Annotated in this window: 19 protein-coding genes; 15 read left to right on the top strand and 4 right to left on the bottom strand. The window is 40.8% G+C overall.

The features are described 5' to 3' along the window. The first annotated feature begins 1 nt into the window (after position 1). From ndk to HB912_RS02595, 12 genes are all read left to right on the top strand, one after another. Complete coding sequence (gene ndk, locus HB912_RS02540) at positions 2-445, top strand: nucleoside-diphosphate kinase (RefSeq protein ID WP_185372068.1); 444 nt, start codon at positions 2-4, stop codon at positions 443-445. Positions 446-567: 122 nt separating this feature from the next. Next, positions 568-1734, top strand: a complete 1167-nt coding sequence (gene aroC, locus HB912_RS02545; RefSeq protein ID WP_185372069.1) for a chorismate synthase — start codon at positions 568-570, stop codon at positions 1732-1734. A gap of 2 nt (positions 1735-1736) precedes the next feature. After that, the gene (gene aroB / locus HB912_RS02550) at positions 1737-2828 is read left to right on the top strand and encodes a 3-dehydroquinate synthase (RefSeq protein ID WP_185372070.1); all 1092 of its coding nucleotides are present in this window, start codon (positions 1737-1739) and stop codon (positions 2826-2828) included. Next, on the top strand, positions 2828-3205 hold the full coding sequence (aroH, locus tag HB912_RS02555) for a chorismate mutase (protein ID WP_185372071.1): 378 nt from the start codon (positions 2828-2830) through the stop codon (positions 3203-3205). The genes aroB and aroH overlap by 1 nt, the downstream gene beginning before the upstream one ends. Next, on the top strand, positions 3205-4296 hold the full coding sequence (gene hisC, locus HB912_RS02560; protein ID WP_185372072.1) for a histidinol-phosphate transaminase: 1092 nt from the start codon (positions 3205-3207) through the stop codon (positions 4294-4296). Before aroH ends, hisC begins: the two co-directional genes overlap by 1 nt. A 12-nt stretch (positions 4297-4308) precedes the next feature. Beyond that, positions 4309-5412, top strand: coding sequence for a prephenate dehydrogenase (locus tag HB912_RS02565; RefSeq protein ID WP_185372073.1), 1104 nt, complete (start codon positions 4309-4311; stop codon positions 5410-5412). Positions 5413-5424: 12 nt separating this feature from the next. After that, entirely contained in the window at positions 5425-6699 is a 1275-nt protein-coding gene (gene aroA, locus HB912_RS02570; RefSeq protein WP_185372074.1) for a 3-phosphoshikimate 1-carboxyvinyltransferase, read from the top strand. Between the two features lie 81 nt (positions 6700-6780). Beyond that, positions 6781-8034 (top strand): tetratricopeptide repeat protein, encoded by a 1254-nt coding sequence (locus HB912_RS02575; protein ID WP_185372075.1) that lies wholly within the window; start codon positions 6781-6783, stop codon positions 8032-8034. A gap of 26 nt (positions 8035-8060) precedes the next feature. After that, a complete protein-coding gene (locus HB912_RS02580) occupies positions 8061-8597 on the top strand; it encodes a ReoY family proteolytic degradation factor (protein ID WP_185372076.1) in 537 nt (178 codons plus the stop codon). 67 nt (positions 8598-8664) lie between these two features. Next, entirely contained in the window at positions 8665-9249 is a 585-nt protein-coding gene (gene lhaT / locus HB912_RS02585) for a lipoprotein heptaprenylglyceryl N-acetyltransferase LhaT (protein WP_185372077.1), read from the top strand. A gap of 131 nt (positions 9250-9380) precedes the next feature. Then, positions 9381-10064 carry a zinc metallopeptidase gene (locus HB912_RS02590; RefSeq protein WP_036071809.1) on the top strand — a complete coding sequence of 228 codons (684 nt, stop codon included), beginning with the start codon at positions 9381-9383 and terminating at the stop codon, positions 10062-10064. A 61-nt stretch (positions 10065-10125) separates the two neighbouring features. Further along, on the top strand, positions 10126-11391 hold the full coding sequence (locus HB912_RS02595) for a BaiN/RdsA family NAD(P)/FAD-dependent oxidoreductase (protein ID WP_185372078.1): 1266 nt from the start codon (positions 10126-10128) through the stop codon (positions 11389-11391). Positions 11392-11471: 80 nt separating this feature from the next. Here the strand turns inward: HB912_RS02595 and HB912_RS02600 are convergent, their stop codons facing one another. Continuing rightward, on the bottom strand, positions 11472-12158 hold the full coding sequence (locus HB912_RS02600) for an MIP family channel protein (protein ID WP_277619942.1): 687 nt from the start codon (positions 12156-12158) through the stop codon (positions 11472-11474). Between the two features lie 116 nt (positions 12159-12274). Next, positions 12275-13705: an AcpB/EbpR/MafR family transcriptional regulator gene (locus tag HB912_RS02605; protein ID WP_185372079.1), complete on the bottom strand. Its 1431-nt coding sequence runs from the start codon at positions 13703-13705 to the stop codon at positions 12275-12277. Between the two features lie 196 nt (positions 13706-13901). On the opposite strand from HB912_RS02605, the gene HB912_RS02610 reads away from it, so the two are divergent. Then, entirely contained in the window at positions 13902-14468 is a 567-nt protein-coding gene (locus tag HB912_RS02610) for a DapH/DapD/GlmU-related protein (protein ID WP_185372080.1), read from the top strand. Between the two features lie 138 nt (positions 14469-14606). On the opposite strand, the gene HB912_RS02615 is transcribed toward HB912_RS02610, so the two are convergent. Continuing rightward, entirely contained in the window at positions 14607-15611 is a 1005-nt protein-coding gene (locus HB912_RS02615; RefSeq protein WP_185372081.1) for a serine hydrolase domain-containing protein, read from the bottom strand. A gap of 550 nt (positions 15612-16161) precedes the next feature. Between HB912_RS02615 and HB912_RS02620 the strand changes: the two genes are divergently transcribed. Both HB912_RS02620 and HB912_RS02625 read left to right on the top strand, forming a co-directional pair. Continuing rightward, entirely contained in the window at positions 16162-16836 is a 675-nt protein-coding gene (locus HB912_RS02620) for a uracil-DNA glycosylase family protein (RefSeq protein WP_185372082.1), read from the top strand. Continuing rightward, the gene (locus HB912_RS02625) at positions 16833-17933 is read left to right on the top strand and encodes an NAD(P)/FAD-dependent oxidoreductase (RefSeq protein ID WP_185372083.1); all 1101 of its coding nucleotides are present in this window, start codon (positions 16833-16835) and stop codon (positions 17931-17933) included. Before HB912_RS02620 ends, HB912_RS02625 begins: the two co-directional genes overlap by 4 nt. Here the strand turns inward: HB912_RS02625 and HB912_RS02630 are convergent. Next, the gene (locus HB912_RS02630; protein ID WP_185372084.1) at positions 17930-18796 is read right to left on the bottom strand and encodes a YitT family protein; all 867 of its coding nucleotides are present in this window, start codon (positions 18794-18796) and stop codon (positions 17930-17932) included. The two genes, HB912_RS02625 and HB912_RS02630, sit on opposite strands and share 4 nt — an antisense overlap. Positions 18797-18881 lie beyond the last annotated feature (85 nt).

Consider the following 18881-nt stretch of genomic DNA (forward strand, 5'->3'; position numbering starts at 1 on the left):
AATGGAGAGAACTTATGTCATGGTAAAACCTGATGGAGTAGCAAGAGGTCTCATTGGAAAAATCATTACTAGGTTTGAAGACAAGGGCTTGAATTTAGTTTCTGCCAAGTTGCTTCAAATGGATGAGGCGCTTGCCAAAGCGCATTATCAGGAACACGTCGGGAAACCGTTTTTCGATGACTTGGTTAGTTTTATTACGTCTGGTCCTATTTTTGCGATGGTTCTTGAAGGCGATGAAGCGATTTCTGTGGCTCGGAAAATGATGGGAGCAACGAATCCGCTTGAAGCTACCCCGGGAACAATCCGCGCTGATTTTGCTGTCCATATGAATCGCAATGTGATTCATGGCTCTGATAGTGAGGCTTCTGCTAAACGCGAAATTGGGTTGTTTTTTAAACCAGAAGAACTAACTTCGGCTAAAAGAGCCGATTGGAATTGGATTTAAGCTGTCTTCTGCTCTAGAAGGCAGTTTTTTTATATCACAAAGGTTGTCTCATGATGGGGCATATGATAAGATTATACATATATACTTTAAAGCGCTAAAACAAAGAAAAGGAGTCGAAAAAAATGAGATACTTAACGGCAGGGGAATCACATGGACCAGGATTGTCATTAATTATTGAAGGGCTACCAGCGGGCATGCCGCTTCTTGCAAGTGATATTAATGTGGAATTAAAACGTCGTCAAGGCGGATATGGTCGCGGGGCGCGAATGAAAATCGAAAAGGATCAAGCACAGTTAACGGCGGGTGTTAGGCACGGAAAAACACTTGGATCGCCGCTTGCTCTTTTTGTTGAAAATAAAGATTTCAAACATTGGGAAACGGTTATGAGTGCAGAGCCAGTTCCAGAAAAAAACGAAGCATCAAGACGGGTCTCTAGACCAAGACCGGGACATGCGGATCTTGTTGGCGGTATGAAGTACGGGCACCGTGATTTGCGTAACGTATTGGAACGTTCGAGCGCAAGGGAAACGACTGTCCGAGTGGCGGCTGGAGCAATCGCCAAAAAACTGCTCGCGGAACTTGACATTAAAGTTGCCGGACATGTGCTTGAAATTGGTGGTGTGCGGGCACAAATTGATCGGGATTACACGGTTACTGAGATTGAACAAATTGCTAATGAGTCTCCTGTGCGTTCGCTTGATGCAAGTCAGGAACAAGCCATGATGGATAAGATTGATGATACGAAGAAAAAAGGAGATACAATCGGCGGTGTAGTGGAAGTCGTTGTTGGCGGGGTGCCAGCAGGGCTTGGAAGCTATGTGCAATGGGATAAAAAATTGGATGCGAAAATTGCGCGAGCGATCGTGAGTATTAATGCGTTTAAAGGCGCCGAATTTGGGGTTGGTTTTGAAGCGGCACGGAAATATGGAAGCGAAGTGATGGATGAGATTTTATATTCGGAAGAAGACGGCTATACGAGACGAACGAATCACTTGGGTGGCTTTGAAGGAGGCATGACAAATGGGATGCCGATTGTTGTTCGAGGTGTGATGAAGCCGATTCCAACACTTTATAAGCCACTTCAAAGCGTGGATATTGATTCGAAGGAAGCTTTTACGGCCAGTGTAGAGCGGTCAGATAGTTCGGCGGTTCCTGCGGCGAGCGTTGTCGCTGAAAATGTGGTTGCATGGGAAGTCGCAACGGCGCTTCTTGAAAAATATCAAAGTGATCGTTTGGATGTCCTAAAAGAGCAAGTAGACGCGGACCGGAAACGAATGAGGGAGTTTTAAGTATGCGTGAAATGAAAATTGAAACGGCTAGTAAAACATATCCGGTTTATATTGGCGAGGCTCTTTTTTCAGCGCTTAAAGATTCTTTTGCGGAAGAATGGAAACGGTATTCAAAACTTTTAGTGGTGACAGATGAGCATGTTGCGAGCTTACACCGTGAAGAGATGGAAACTTTTTTAAGTGAAGTTGAACAGGTTTCTTGGTTTGTGACGCCAAACGGGGAAGCAGCGAAGACGTTTTCGGTTTATGAAGCGGGGATTACGAAAGCGATTGAAGCAAGCTTAGATCGTAAATCGGCACTCATTGCTTTTGGTGGCGGCGTTACCGGTGACCTTGGCGGGATGATTGCGGCTACTTATATGCGCGGCATTCCATTTTATCAGTTTCCGACAACGGTACTGGCACATGATAGCGCTGTTGGCGGCAAGGTGGCGATTAACCACCCGCTTGGAAAGAATTTAGTTGGGAATTTTTATCAACCAGAAGCGGTGGTTTACGATACGAACTTACTTCAGACACTTCCGGTTCGAGAGATGCGCTCTGGTTTTGCTGAGCTCATTAAGCACGCGCTGATTAGTGAGCAAGGGTTTTTAAATTCGCTTAAGGAGCATTTTGTTTCGGAGACGGACTTATATGGCAAGTCTTTGCCTTTGTTTCTTGAAAAAGGGATCTCTGTGAAGGCGGAAATTGTAAAACAAGATGAGACGGAACAAGGAGTGCGAGCGTTTCTTAATTTTGGGCATACATTCGGGCATGCGCTTGAGGCTTTTGGGAATTTTGAACGATTTTTGCACGGGGAAGCGATTATTTATGGCATGCTATATGCGCTTCGGTTGAGTAAGAAGCTTTTGGGGCTTCAGTTTGAGCTCGCGCCATTCGAAAGTTGGCTTGTGTCACTCGGTTATGCGACGAAACTGCCTCAAGATGTGGCGTTTGAGGCCATCTATCACAATATGTTACACGATAAGAAAACGACTTTCGGTGAGATTACGTTTGTGCTCTTGCAAGATGTTGGGAGCTTAACTTTACAAACGGTTGATCGGGATGTGCTTGAAGAAACATTTATTCAGTTTAAAGAAGGAGGAGACGCGTGATGCGAGCGATTCGTGGAGCTACGACGGTGAAAGAAAACCAAGCGGAGGAGATTTATGCGGCGACTGATGAATTATTTCGACAAATTTTGCGGGAAAATGAGCTTACGGATCCAGAACATTTGGTATCGGTGATCATTACGGCAACGCCTGACCTTAATGCGGCTTTTCCAGCTCGAGCGATCAGAGAGTGTGAAGGGTTTCAGTTGCTTCCTGTGATGGGGATGGTCGAAACGGATGTTCCAGGTGCGCCGGCAAAGTGCATTCGGCTTATGGTGCATGCTCAGATGGAGCGGCAACTTGCGGATGTGAAACATGTTTACTTGAATGATGCAGCGAAGCTTAGACCAGATCTTGCAAGAAAGCGAGATGAGGCTTGATGAAATGGAATGAAACACTTGCCGGACTTGGGTCTTATAAACCAGGAAAGCGTGAGGAACAGGTGAAAGCGGAACTTGGTCTTGAGCGAATTGTGAAGCTATCTTCGAATGAAAATCCTTTTGGCGCTGCAGAAGCGGTTCGTGAAGCTTTACGTGTCTTAAGCTATGAATCCTTTACAGAGCTTTATCCGGATGGGCATGCGGCGGCACTTCGAAAGGGGGTTGCTTCATTTTATCAGCTAGATGAAGCAGAACTCATTTTCACGGCTGGTGTTGATGAACTGATTGGGCTTTTGGCACGGGCACTTCTTCGTCCAGATGTGAATACGGTGATGGCAACGCCGACTTTTGTTCAGTATGCGCATCATGCAAAAATCTGTGGGGCGGAGCTGCGAGAAGTCCCGCTGCTTAATAATGGGGATCATGACCTCGATGCGATGTTAGCGCAGGTTGATGAAGATACGGCGATAGTTTGGATTTGCAATCCGAATAATCCAACAGGGAACTTTTTAGATTTAAATGCGGTGGAAACTTTCCTCAAGCAGGTTCCAAAAGAGACGCTTGTCGTCTTGGATGAAGCTTATATCGAGTATGTAGAGCCCGTTCCGGATGCGCATGAAAAGTGGATTCGTACGTATCCCAATTTAGTGATCACAAGGACGTTTAGTAAAATTTACGGGCTTGCGAGTGCACGAGTGGGCTACGGGATGGCTCATCCAGAAGTTGTGGATAAACTGAATGTCATTCGCTCGCCTTTTAATACGACGACAATCGGGCAAGCGCTTGCGCTTGAAGCTCTTTTGGATCAAGATTTTATCGCAAAATGCCGCAAAGAAAACAAGTTAGGTATCGCACAATATGAGGCGTTCGCCGAACAATACGAAGAAGTCAAACTTTATCCTTCTTGCGGAAATTTTGTTTTGCTTGAGTTTCAGTGTCCGGGTCAACGTGTGTTTCGCTATTTGGAGGAAAATGGCTATATCACGCGCTCTGGGGAGACGCTTGGTTTTTCAAATGCGGTGCGGATTACAATTGGTCGCGCGGAGGACAATGCGGAAGTGATTCGCTTGCTTGAGGCATTTTTACGCTAAGGAGGCGTTTTTTTGAAGGGAAATGTGGTGATCGTTGGGCTCGGGCTAATTGGCGGTTCTATCGCACTTGCAATCCGAGAGCAGCATCAAGAGGCACATATTATTGGTCTGGATGTTTCGATGAGAACGCTTGAAACTGGGCTTGAACTCGGGGTGATTGATGAAATTGGCGAGAGTCTCTTAATAGATGCCAAGCGTGCGGACTTGCTAATTTTTTGCTGTCCTGTTAAGGAGACGGAGGCACTTTTGCGTCACTTACCTAAACTGAAGCTAAAAGATACACTTATTGTGACGGATACGGGAAGTACGAAAGCGGGGATTATGTCGTGTGCGGAGAAGCTTAAGGAGCGGGGAATTACGTTTATAGGTGGGCATCCGATGGCAGGTTCACATAAAAGTGGGGTCACGGCGGCTAAGCGGCTATTATTTGAAAATGCTTATTACTTGCTCACTCCTTTTGAAGGAGAAGACGAAAAGCGTGTATCAGAGTTAAGAGCATGGCTTTCTGGAACTAGTGCGAAGTTTTTACGGCTCTCGCCTGCTGAACATGATGAAATCACGGGAATGCTGAGCCACTTGCCGCACATTATTGCCGCTGCTTTAGTTCGACAAACGGAAGGGTTTACGCATCTGCATCCAAACGCATTTCAACTTGCAGCGGGGGGATTTCGAGATATTACCCGTATTGCTTCTTCTGATCCGCGAATGTGGACGGATATTTCGCTTAGCAATCAAAACGTTTTGATGGGACAACTAAAAAGCTGGAAGCTCGCGATGGAAGAAGCACTTCAAATGCTTCGGACAGGAGATAGTCAAGCGATTTATCAATTTTTTGATGAAGCGAAGGAATTTCGTGATACGCTCCCCGTTCATAAAGGAGCGATTCCTGCTTTTTATGACTTGTTTGTTGACGTGCCGGACTACCCAGGGATTATTTCGGAAGTTACAGGTTATTTGGCGAAGTGGGAAATTAGCTTAACTAACTTGAAAATTCTTGAAACACGTGAAGATATTTTTGGGATTTTGCAAATTACTTTTCAAACAGAAGAAGATCGAAGTCGTGCGAAGGCCTGCATTGAGGAGCAAAGCGACTTTTTATGCTATTACGAGGAATAAGGAGATATCGCTATGAAACTAATAACGAATCAAACGAACTTGAAAGGGACAATTGAAGTTCCTGGTGACAAGTCGATTTCACATCGCAGCATCATGTTTGGTGCGCTTGCAAAAGGAACAACGCGGATTCATCATTTTCTGGAAGCTGAGGATTGTTTAAGTACGATTGAAGTGTTTCGTAAGCTGGGTGTTAAGATTGAACGCTCAGATTCAGAAGTCGTTGTTCACGGCGTCTCTGGCTTTCAGGGATTAAAAAAGCCAGATTCAGAACTTTATGTTGGAAATTCGGGAACAACGATTCGACTGATGATGGGGATTTTAGCTGGTGCTCAGTTTGATGCGGTTTTAACAGGGGATGAGTCGATTCAAAAACGACCGATGAATCGTGTGGGGATACCTCTTGAAAAAATGGGTGCGCGCATTGAAACAAAAAATGATGCAGGTTTTGCGCCAGTTCAGTTACGTGGAGGAAATCCACTTTCAGGAATTCACTATGAGATGCCTGTTGCAAGTGCTCAGGTGAAGAGTGCCATTTTATTTGCTGCTCTTCAAGCAGAGGGCGAAACGGTGATTCATGAAAAAGAAAAAACACGAAATCATACAGAAGAAATGATTCGTTTGTTTGGTGGCGAAATTGAAGAAGAGGGACTCACTGTGAAATTATCTGGCAATCAAAGTTTTACAGCTCAGGAAGTGCGTGTGCCTGGAGATATTTCTTCAGCCGCTTTTTTCATCGCGCTTGGTCTACTTGTGCCAGATGCTTCGATTCGGTTAACGAATGTTGGACTTAACCCAACTCGGACAGGAATTCTTGATGTAGTGGAAGCGATGGGCGGAAATCTTACAAAAGAAGCTCCAACCTTTTCGGGGACTATCCAAGTGGCAACCTCAAATTTGCGTGGAACAACCATTGAAGGTTCACTCATTCCTCGTTTAATCGATGAGCTTCCTATTATCGCACTTCTTGCGACACAAGCAGAGGGTGAAACAGTGATTCGTGATGCAGAAGAACTTAAAGTTAAAGAAACGAACCGGATTGATGCGGTTGCAAATGAATTGAAGAAAATGGGGGCAGACATTACGCCGACTGAAGATGGTTTAATCATTCGCGGGAAAACAGCACTACATGGTGCAAAAGTTACGAGCTACGGAGATCATCGTATTGGAATGATGCTACAAATCGCGGCTTTACTTGTAAAAGAGGGGGAAGTAGAACTTGAAAAAGCCGAAGCGGTTGCGGTTTCTTATCCTGACTTTTTTGATGTGATTAAGTCGCTGATAGATTGATACGCTCAGCTCAATTGCTTTGATTCTCCTACTCTTTTTGTTATAATGTTGGTTATTATGTGATGAGTGAGGGGTGTCATTTTGAAAAACGCGGAAAAAATGCTAAGTGCACTCGAACATGAAAACATGGACGAAGCAAAAAAATATTTTGATGCTGTGGTTGCGGGGGATTCTCCGGAAGAACAGTTCTTTTTAGCGGAACAGCTGTTTAGTTTAGGATTTTTGGATGAAACGGAAGACCTTTACGAACTTTTACTGGCCGCTTTTCCAAATGAAGGAGAGCTATACGTTAGATTAGCTGAGGTATCTATTGAAAAAGATCAGTTAGATGAAGCGGCTGAACGGTTAGAACAAATTAAACCTGATGATGATGCTTATCTTGAGAGTTTGCTTGTTGCAGCAGATTTGTATCAAATGCAGGGGCTGTTTGAAGTGACAGAACAAAAATTACAACAAGCGAAAAGCCTTGCGCCAGGTGAACCGATTATTGATTTTGCGCTTGGAGAATTTTATTTATCACAAGCGCGTTTTGCTTCTGCTGTACAAAGTTACCAGTCGGTGCTTGATGCTGGGATTACAGCGCTCCAAGATGAAACGATTTCTGTTTATGTACGAATGGCAGAAGCACTCAGTGCAAGTGGTGCATTTGAAGAAGCCATTCCTTTTTATGAAAAAGCGCTCGAAGAAAATGAATCCCTTGATACATTATTTGGATTAGGGTTAACAGCTTTTCAAGCTAAGGAATACGCGACGGCAATTCATTCGTTTGAGCATTTAAAAGAACACGATCCAAGCTATACCACGCTTTATCCTTATCTTGCCAAAAGTTATGAAGAAAATGGGCAGAAGGAACAAGCTCTTGAGATTCTTGAAGAGGGACTTAAGCAGGATGAATTCAATAAAGAACTCTTTTTTGAAGCAGGACAGCTCGCCCTGTCGCTTGGTCGCTTAGAAGAAGCAGAAAACTTTTTCAGACAAGCGCTCGTGCTTGATCCTGAGTACATTGATGCGATGCTTGAGTTGAATAAGTTGTTGCTTGATAAGGCGGATTATGATGGTTTAGTTGAAATTTTTGAAGGGCTTAGTGAGGAACTAATCACAGAACCTCAAATTTTTTGGGACTTAAGTGTTGCATATCAAGAGACAGAACAATATAATAAGGCAAAAGAAAATTTTGAGAAAGCCTATCCTCATTTTAAAAATAACCCTACGTTTTTACGTGAATATGGATTATTTTTACGCGAAGAAGGAGATGCACTAGCCACGACGATTTTAAGTGATTATCTTACTTTTGAGCCAGAGGACGAGGCAATCCGAAGTTTACTTGATTTTTGATGAAAAATTCGGAAGGAGTGATTGTTATGAAAGCACCCATTTCTGTGGATGAAAAAAAAGACTTTATTCGTTGGCTGTTAAATACGCATCAAATGAAGATGCGGGAAGCGATGTGGGTTCTTAATTATATTGCTGGACATGATCAAATCATGAAGTATGTGCACTTTGTAGATGATCTTGACGGCAAAAATCGAGGCCTTGTTCTTTCCGCACACGGAGTCGATAACGAACCATTCCGATTTTTTAAAGGAAACTTAACAACATCAGATCCAGAAAAAGCTTTTCACGATATTCGTTTAAATTGGGATGAAAATCTCTATATTATGCTACATTTTAAAGAAGCATTAAGCTCACCTGAATATGCACTTGTACGGGAAGAAAATCCGGCGCAAGAGCTTAAAATTGGTGAAGAGGAAAAGCTTTTAGCTGAAAAATTTTTAAATCAGATGATGAACCGCTTTGAAGAAGAGGCGTTAAAGCGTGAAATTGACCGGGCGCTTGATCATCGTGATAAAGAGACCTTTTTAAAATTGTCTGCAGTACTTCGAGAAAAAACAATCTAATGATTCACTTTAAGCTGGACGCAGAATACTTTGCTTCCAGCTTAAAAAATGTTTTGGGGGGAAGAATGTGTATCAATTACTTGCAAATCGTTCTTTCTTGCGACTGCTTTTGGTAGTGAATTTGCTAGGAGCCATTTACGGGTATATCTGGTATTTGCCACAATTGCAGTTGACGAAAGTTCAGTTTTGGCTTTTTGTGCCAGACAGTCCAACGGCTATTTTGTTTTTTGCGTTTGTTTTGATTGCTTTTTTAGGGAAAAAACACTGGCCACTTATGGAAGCGTTAGCGTTTGTTTGTCTTGTAAAATATGGGATTTGGGCAGTTGGAATGAATATTTTCTTAATGCTTGACCAGAAAATGCTTTTACTTACAAGTGTGATGTTACTTCTTAGTCATGGTTTTATGGCTCTCGAAGGTATACTTTATGCGCCGTTTTATCGTTTTCGAATAAGTCACTTTATGATTGCGGCGGTTTGGATTTTACATAATGATGTGATTGATTATTTATTTGGGCAAATGCCGATTTATATGGGACTTGAACGCTACTTGCCTTATATTGGCTACGCAACTTTTTGGCTTTCGGTACTTGTTTTATTCTTCGTTTATCAAAAAGCCGTTCGAAAAGACCGATTTAAATTAGAACTCTATTAAATAGTTGATTTAGTGGATAGAAAATAAGATTTTTCTCATTTTAGGCTTTCCCCATTGAGACTTTTTAGAAGTTCCTTTATAATTAAAACTAATCATTGTTAGGAAAATAATTTGAGGAGGAAGTTGATAGAATGTCCTTTGGTGCATATATTTTATACTTTGTTATTGTAGCCGCGATTCCGCTTTGGGCGCAGTTTCGCGTTAAGACAACTTATTCGCAGTATTCCAAAGTCGGCGTAAGAAGCGGACTGACGGGTGCGGAAGTTGCGCGCATGATTCTTGATCGGAATGGCTTATCAAATGTTCCTGTTCAAGCGACAAGTGGTGTTTTAAGTGACCACTATGATCCTAGAAAAAAAGCCGTTTTCTTATCAGAATCCAATTACCATGAAGCGTCAATTGCTGCAGCAGCAGTAGCAGCACATGAAGTAGGGCATGCGATTCAAGATAAAGAAGACTATGCATTTATGCGTTTTCGTTCAGCTCTTGTGCCGATTACTTCGTTTAGTTCCAACATTTCGTGGGTGTTTTTAATCATTGGAATGATTGCAACTATGCCAAGCCTAATGCTCGTTGGGATTGTGTTAATGGCAGTTGGTGTCTTATTCCAACTTGTAACCCTTCCAGTCGAATTTGATGCAAGTAAGCGAGCACTTGTTCAACTTGAAGATGGTGGCTTTTTAATTCAACAAGAAGTGCCGCAAGCAAGAAAAGTACTTAGCGCTGCTGCAATGACATATGTTGCTGCAATGGCCGTTGCTGTACTTGAACTTTTACGTTTGTTGCTTATCTTCACGAATATGAACCGAAACTAGTCAAAACCTGAGAACTCTCTCAGGTTTTTTCGTGAATTTGTTTAAATGAAGGAGTAATCGAATGGATTTTGATGTTATTGTGATTGGCGGCGGACCGTCTGGATTAATGGCGGCGATTTCAGCTGCCGAACAAAACAAACAAGTTTTACTGATTGAAAAAGGACCTAAATTGGGAAGAAAGCTGATTTTATCAGGTGGTGGACGTTGTAATGTCACAAATCGCAGACCGGTCGATGAGATTATCCAGCACATTCCTGGAAACGGTCGTTTTTTATACAGTGCCTTTCATCAGTTTGATAACGAAGATATTATCACTTTTTTTGAAAAGCTCGGTGTACAACTGAAAGAAGAAGATCATGGACGTATGTTTCCTGTGTCAAACAGCGCTCGTTCTGTGGCAGAGGCAATGGTTCAGCGTATGGAAAAACTAGGTGTGAAAGTATATATGAAAACTGCTGTGAAACATCTATGCTATGAAAGCGGACAAGTTACCGGGGTTGTTCTTTTGGACGGACAAAAAATTACAGCGAAAAGTGTCATTGTCGCAGTTGGTGGGAAATCCGTTCCGCGCACAGGCTCAACTGGAGACGGATATGCTTGGGCAAAAGCAGCTGGGCACACTATTACAGAACTTTATCCAACGGAAGTTCCGCTAACGTCACGTGAAAAATTTATTCAAGAAAAGCGCTTGCAAGGTATTTCCCTTCGCGACGTAGCGCTTTCTGTACTTAATTCAAAAGGAAAAGCGATTATTACCCACCAAATGGATATGATTTTTACTCATTTTGGAATTTCCGGTCCGGCTGTACTGCGTTGTAGTATGTTCGTCGGAAAAGAACTAAAAAAACAAGAAAACGTCACCATGCAGCTTGATTTATTTCCTGATGAATCCTCTGAGGCTTTGAAAAAACGTATTTTTGCGTTGCTTGAGGCTAGTCCCAAAAAAGCTCTGAAAAATGCACTTGCCTCGCTAACGCAAGAAAAATTACTACACTTTTTACTAGAAAAAGCAGATTTAGACTTAGAAAATTCATATCGACAAGTCAGCCCGAAGAAACTAGATCAATTTGTTTTGTCACTTAAAAACTTTCTCTTTACTGTAAATGGCACATTAAGTTTTGACAAAGCTTTTGTAACGGGCGGAGGGGTCTCAATCAAAGAAATTAATCCTCGGGAGATGCAATCTAAACTCATGCCCGGATTGTTTTTTTGCGGTGAAATTTTAGATATCAATGGCTATACAGGCGGGTACAATATTACCTGTGCGCTTGTAACGGGTCACACTGCTGGAGAAAATGCCGCTTTTTTTGTGGATCAAGTGGATTAAAAAGAACAGAAACTAAGGTATAAAGTCCATTTTTAAAATGGAACACCTTAGTTTCTGTTCTTTTCATTTTCGCTTAAATTTTATTTTTCACTGCTTAATACAAATTTACTAACAAGTGCAGCCAAAACGCCTCCAACAATAGGAGCTAGAATGAAAAGCCAAAGCTCTGAGAGTGCGGCTTGTCCGGTAAACAAAGCAGGGGCGATACTTCTAGCAGGGTTAACGGAAGTTCCAGTCAAAGGAATCCCTAGTAAATGCACGAGTGTTAAAGTAAGCCCGATAGCAAGCCCCGCAAAAGCAGCATTTCCCTGTTTTCCTGTTGTTGTCATGACCACTAAAACAAAGATAAAGGTTAAAATCATTTCAACTAAAAACGCTCCTGATGCGGAGAGAGCCCCAAAACCATTTTGACCTAGATTGTCTGTTGAAAGAGAAGAGGCAAGTAAAAAGGTTCGAAGAGTGAGCGTTGCGACAATGCCTCCTAAAATTTGTGCGACAAGATAAATGCAAAGTTCTTTTAAAGGCATACGTTTATTGATAAACATGGCGATGGAAACAGCAGGGTTGATATGGCAACCTGAAATTGTTCCGATGCTGTAAGCCATGGCAACGATAGAGAGCCCGAATGCCAGTGCGATACCCGGTGTACCTATGCCTTCTATGCCGCCCCCAAGGACAGCAGTTCCGGTACCAAAAAGAACAAGTGTAAAAGTACCGATAAATTCAGCTAAAGCTTTTTTCAAAAATCCTTCCTCCTTAAACTTAATGGATATAGAGAATCCTATACTATTATAAAGTTTTTTTAGTGTTATAAAAACTCTATTTATTGTTTTATGAGGTGGATTTTGGTGTTTTTAAACGAAAAAGAAAAAATTAAGAACATTTACTCATAAACTAGAACAAAAGATTTAAGAATTCCGTGAATAATATTTTCGATTTCCGAAATTTCACAAGGTGTTCCGATATAAAATGTATGGGCATTTTCTTGAAAGTCGTAGTGGTTAGTAATCAAGTATTGAAAAGCAGTTAGTTTCATTTGGAAATTAGAGTCACAACTTGTGAGATTAACAATTTTGATTTTACTAGAAAATAAGTTGATAAGCATTGCTTCGATATAAAGAGTCCTATTTTTTTCTTCATCTAGAAAAAGGTAAATTGTAATTTGTTCGATCGGCTCTATTTGGTTTGCCATGATAATCTGGCAAAGTGTATAGGCAATAACTGGTCTTTTTTCATCAGAATCTGTGTAAACCTCTGCCAAGGCAAGGCACTGTTTATAAAGTTTTTCTTCATAAAAAATAGGCTGATTATAAGAAAAAAGCTCATCAATGATCCCTGTTTGAGCAAAATCATTTAAAATATAGACATCATTTAGATAGCAACTAAGAACATCTAAAAGCGTATCATCTTGGATATTTAAAAATTGACGACAGAGGGCTTTATGTGTGTTATTAAAAAGATAATGTTTTTGTCGTTTAAGCTGAAAATGCAGATTATCTTTACAGTAAACATGCCCTTCCTTTAACATAACGGTGAAAAAAACGAACTCATCTTCCGAAAGCTCGTGTAAATGAAAATAGCGTTTTGCTAATCGAGCGATTTGTTTTTTGAACAGTTCGTAGTCATTACAGCGCACGATACTGTCTCTTTGTTTATCGCTTAGCTGAATAGTGTGCCCAAGTGAAAGTCGTTTAACAGATACTTTGAAGCGATATAGAATTTTGTTGGTATCGTAGGAGGCAATATAAGAAGGGAATTGTTCTTTTAATGAAGTGACAAAGTCATCATAAAAAAATAAATCATTTACGAAGATGGGATATTCTCGGCTGAAATAAAGTAATTTATTGTAAAAGTTACGAATATTTAGCTCGCTACCTGTGAGGACAAGTGGGTTGTTTTTTAGTTTGACAGAGTAGCTTGTGAGCAAATGATTTAAAGCCTTTAAATACCTGGCGTATGTGGATTCAGAGAAGAAAAATGTGGTTAAAATTTTTGAAACATCAAGTTTGTCATAGCTAAAAAGATGTTTGAAAATAAAAAAACTGGGTTCTTCTTGGATGATTTTAAACATCAGTTGATATTTTTGTTGGGGAGAACATTTGTAGAAAATTTTGTTTAGCCTAGACGTTTTTGTGATTGCACCCGGCTGTATGTCTACGAAATAAGAAAAATCCTTTCTGATAGTTTCTTTTGAAACGGCCAATTTGTCAGCAAAAGTTTCGATATCTTTAGGTTCGGAAGTTAGTTCTTTTAATAACCGAACTTTTCGATGATTGCTTTTGTTGATGAAAAAATCAATTAAAAAGTTATTCATATTTTTATCACCCTTAGGTTGAGATATCTTTCTATACAATACCATTTCCCCATTAAATTAAACTGGCAAAATTTTTTTCCTGTAGACTAATTATTGACAGTATTTTTAAAATCGTACCTACACAACCAATTAAATTTGCCTTAAACCTCACTTCAAGTTTTAAAATAAAAGAAAATCAATGCAGGAGGAAAAGAATATGAAAAGTAGTTTATTCGAACAAATCAAAAATAAAACGATTCACCCTGATGATCCACTATTTGAAGAAATTCATCAGATTGTTGAAGAAAATCAAGAAAAACTTATGAAGCTTAATACAAACTATCATGAGCGTAAAGCAAGAAATCAACTATTTTCTGAAATTATTGGGCAGGAACTTGATGAAACGACTTCTTTTAATTTACCGATTTATACGGATTTTGGCCGTCATCTTCAAATAGGTAAACAAGTTTTTATTAATTGTAACGTATTATTTACAGATTTAGGGGGCATAATAATTGAAGATCATGTTTTAATTGGACCAGGAGCAAAAATCATCAGTGTTGGTCACCCTATTGATCCTAAGATTCGACGTAGCGTACAACTTAATTCAGTGGTGATCAAACGAAAGGCATGGATTGGAGCAGGAGCTACCATTTTACCGGGGGTAACCGTTGGTGAAAATGCCATCGTTGCGGCAGATGCTACGGTAACAAAAGACGTTCAGCCTAATACAATTGTAGCGGGTACACCGGCAAAGGTCATTCGTGTGATGGATGAAGTATAATTAAATTTAAGTATTCATTCAAAAAAGAACGGAAATCAAGGGATAAAACCATTTTTTAATGGAGGTTCCGATGATTTCTGTTCTTTTTTATCAAACCACTAAAATCTTGAAATTCATGAGATAAATGTTTCACTAGCTTTACTTTATTTCTGTTAAGAACGTATCCACAATTTCTTCACGTTTTTCAAGGAATAATGGATTATTTCTTGTCGGATGAATCCGGTTGGAAAGAACAACTAGTCCGTGCTGTGTCACGGGATCGAGTACAAGAAAAGTTCCTGTAAACCCTGTGTGGTAAAGGGCAAAGTGATCTCGAATTTTCCGTAAATCAAAACCAATGCCCCGATCACGATTTAGTTGAGGCGTATAGTTTTTTTGGATAGAGGCTAAACTTTGCTTCGAAAAAAGTGGTGCTCCGCCATCAAAAAGGAATGCATTTGCAAATAAAAGCAGATCTTCTAGGGGCGCAAATAGCCCCGCGTGTCCAGTATTTCCGTGAGCAATAAACGCTTTATGATCATGAACAATTCCTGTGATTAAGCCCCGTTTATCTGTTAGCTCTGTTGGAACTGCTTTTTTTGGATCTGCTGAATAAAAACAGGTTTGACGAGCACCAAGAGGCGATAAGATGTTTTTTTCAATTTGAGCTTCAAAATTTTCTGGTACAAGCGCTTCAATCAAATAGCCCAGAAGTAAAAAGTTAAGATCGGAGTATTCCACAAAGGTTTTTGCTGGTTTTACTTGTTTAGCCGAGTAGACATATGCCCGAACATCGTCAGGCTCTTCTATAACAAAGCCAGGTAGACTTTTGGGTAATCCTGATGCGTGTGTGATAAGATCTAAAATCGTAATGGTTTCATACTTAAAGTCTGGCAAATAATTGATAACGGCATCGTTCCAGTCAAATAGCGCTTTTTCGTGCAGTTGAACGAGTCGAATCGTCGTTGCAAGAACCTTTGTCAAAGAAGCAAGATCGTAGAGATTTGAGGACGTAGCAAGAAGAGGAGTTTTTTCTGGGAGCCAAGCTTTATCGCCGAAAACGGACGTTCTAGTTTCAGTGGGCGTCAAAATAGCAAAACTTACACCCGGAACCGTTTTTTCGCTTACTAAATTGTGTAGTAAAGTAGTCGTTTGTTCAAACATAAATTAGCCTCCATTTTCTTGTTCATTTCGTGAGCTGATAAAATAATATCTTTACGCATAACGCACGTCTGTGTTTTTCAAAAAGCATAGTTGTTCGAGTCTTTCAACTCCTGTAATGATGAGCTCTTGATTATTTCGTTCCAAAAAAAGAAATAAATGAGCTAGAACCTGCTACTTTTCCTTCTCGTGTTCAATACCTCATAGCAGAGCCACATCTGTCTTAACAAATTTGGCAAGTTGAGATAAAACCCGATAAAATAGCGGGGCGTGAGGTGTTTTCTAGGATTAAAAAACCAGTTTGGTTTTTTCTTGCGTAGGAAACGTAGAATGATTCCGTGAAGAAATAAACCGTATAAAAAAATAGCCAAACTGGACCAAATTGACTCGATTGACTAATGCTTCCTTTTTTTCTTTATTTGAATTTTACGGTACAATAAAACTGAATGTTTCTTGCTCGTTTATTTCATTAATTGTAATTTACTAAACAAATCAACCTCATTATCACAAATCAATAGGGGAATGTCAATAATAGAAAAAGGTGAGAATAGAAGTGACAGAAAGAAAAGCAGAGCGACTTATAATACCAGAAAAACTGGTTACACTTGTTAAAAAGCGGAGTGAAGCGTTTCAGCTGGAAGGCTTTGTCCCTGGACAAGGAGAAAAGTCAGCTAAAATCATGTTTGTCGGGGAAGCACCTGGAGAAACAGAAATTCATAATTTGATTCCTTTTAGCGGGCGAGCAGGTGATGAGCTGATGCGCTTTATGGACATTGCTGCGCTCACAAGAAATGATGTATATATAACGAGTGCTGTAAGAAGTAGACCTTATCGTTATGGCGAAAAAAAAGATCGTAAAACAGGAGAAATGATCGAGAGGCGCTATAATCGTACGCCAACTCAAAAAGAAATCTATGCACAGGCTCCCATTCTTGATTTTGAAATTCAAACGGTGCAGCCGAAGTTAATTGTGACGCTTGGAAATATTGGGTTAAGACGTTTACTTGGAAAAGAATATGGGGTCTCTTCTTTACACGGTCAGGTGTTAACAAAACAAGTTCAAAAACTAGCTTCTCTTGATGAAAATCGGTTTGAAAAAACAGCAGCATATTATACGATCATTCCCACTTTTCATCCGGCGAGCATTTTTTATAATCGAAAACTCTTACCGTTAATTCAAGCAGATTTTGAAGCGATTGGTTCTTATGTAAAGGAGTATTTAAGATGAAATTTGTAGTTATAGGTTCTGGAATTGTCGGAGCAAGTGCAGCATATCACCTGGCAAGAAATGGACATGCTGTCACAATCGTTGACCGAAAAGATGCAGGACAGGCAACGGAACATGCGGCAGGAATTATTTGTCCTTGGGTTTCCAAGCGGCGGAATAAAGTTTGGTATGAACTGGCCAAAGCTAGTGCGCGTTTTTATCCTGAACTAGATCGTGAACTTGCAGATCTAGGGCTTTCTTCTGGATACAAACAAGTTGGGGCTCTTTGTCTGCGGAAAGAAGGAGAAACCCTAGATGCGCTTTATGAGCTTGCAAAAGAGCGTAAGGAAGAAGCGCCTGAGATGGGAACGATTGAAAAATTGACACCAGAAGAAGTGAAAAAATGCTTTCCACTTGCTCGAAACGATTATGGAGCCGTTTTCCTAAGTGGTGGGGGGAGAAGTAAAGGGGCGCTTGTTCGGGATGCTTTGCTTGAAGGAGCCAGTCTTTACGGGGCACAAGTGATACACGGGGATGCAAGCTTGGATCAGAAAATGCGATTGACTGTTGACGGACGCAAAATGACTTATGACCGGTTACTTCTAGCTACTGGCGCTTGGCTAAATCCGCTTTTAAATGAGGCAGGCTATTCGGCGGATTTGCTCGCTCAAAAAGGGCAACTTCTTTCGCTTCATTTTGAACATTTAGAAATGGGGGACTGGCCGGTGATCTTACCGCCGGCATCAAAATCAATTGTACCATTTGATGGTGGCAACTTGCTTCTTGGTGCGACACATGAAAAAGAAACTCAGTTTGATCTCACCCCAACAAAGGATGCGCAGGAGGAAATTTTAACTGAGCTTGCGCCGTTTATTCAGCTTGACGAAGAAAAAAGCGAAATGACGCTTTCTGTGGGCACACGGCCATACACTTCGGATTTTACTCCGTTTATCGGAGAATGGCTCCCTAATCAAGTTTTTCTTGCTAATGGGTTAGGAGCTTCTGGGCTAACAACTGGTCCTTTTGTCGGGAAAATGTTAGCGAGGCTTGCAGCAAATGAACCGATTTCTTTCAACCTTACGCCGTTTGATCCGAAAAAATATATCCAAAAACGTTAATCGAGCGGATTTTTATTTTCATCCAGTGTAAAGCCTTCACCCATCACATCATGAACAATGCTAACAGAAACGAAAGCATGTGGATCGATGGAGTCGATAATTTGTTTTAATTGAATGATTTCATTTTTGGCGACGACGATATAAAGAACGTCTTGATCGAGTTTTGAAAAGCCGCCTCTTCCTTCAAGAATTGTGACGCCACGGTTCATCGTTTGCATGACGCGATCGGCGATTTTCTCGTTCTTTTGCGAGATGATCGTAGCTCCTCTTGCGGCGTAAGCTCCTTCTTGAACGAAATCAATGACGCGGGCACCGATAAATACGGCAACAAGCGTGTACATCACTTGTCGAATATCCAAGTAGGAAATGGATGCGGTGAGAACTAGCGCATCGAAGAGAAAGAGAGTCCGTCCCATGCTGATTCCTTTTTTATAGTTTAAGAGTTTTGCAATGATATCGCTGCCACCTGTTGTGCCCCCGTAACGAAAGACAATTCCAAGTCCAATCCCTGTGAACCCACCAGCAAAGAGCGTGACGAGAAGTAAATCAGAATGGAGATCAAGCGTAAAGGGAATCCGCTGGAAAATCCATAAAAATAACGATAGACTAAGTGTGCCAATTCCGGTATACATAAATGCACGGCTTCCAAATACCCGCCAACCAATCAAAAATAGGGGAGCATTTAGAAGAATATTGGAGTAGGCAGGGTCAATGTGCAAGAAATGTAGCAAAATAAGTGTGATCCCTGTGAGACCACCTTCACCCAGTCCGTTTTGAATGTTAAAATTAACTAAGCCAAAAGCATATATTGCTGTCCCGAGCATGATAAAAAGAATGTTTTTCAGCCGAATGGTTTTAAGCATGAATTTGCTCCTTTCTCGGTCTTTGATAGACGTCATTTATCTAAGTTCGGTATAATAAGAAGAAGGATATTATTAAGTGTTTACT

The sequence above is a fragment of the Listeria aquatica genome (assembly GCF_014223975.1).
GTDB lineage: Bacteria > Bacillota > Bacilli > Lactobacillales > Listeriaceae > Listeria > Listeria aquatica.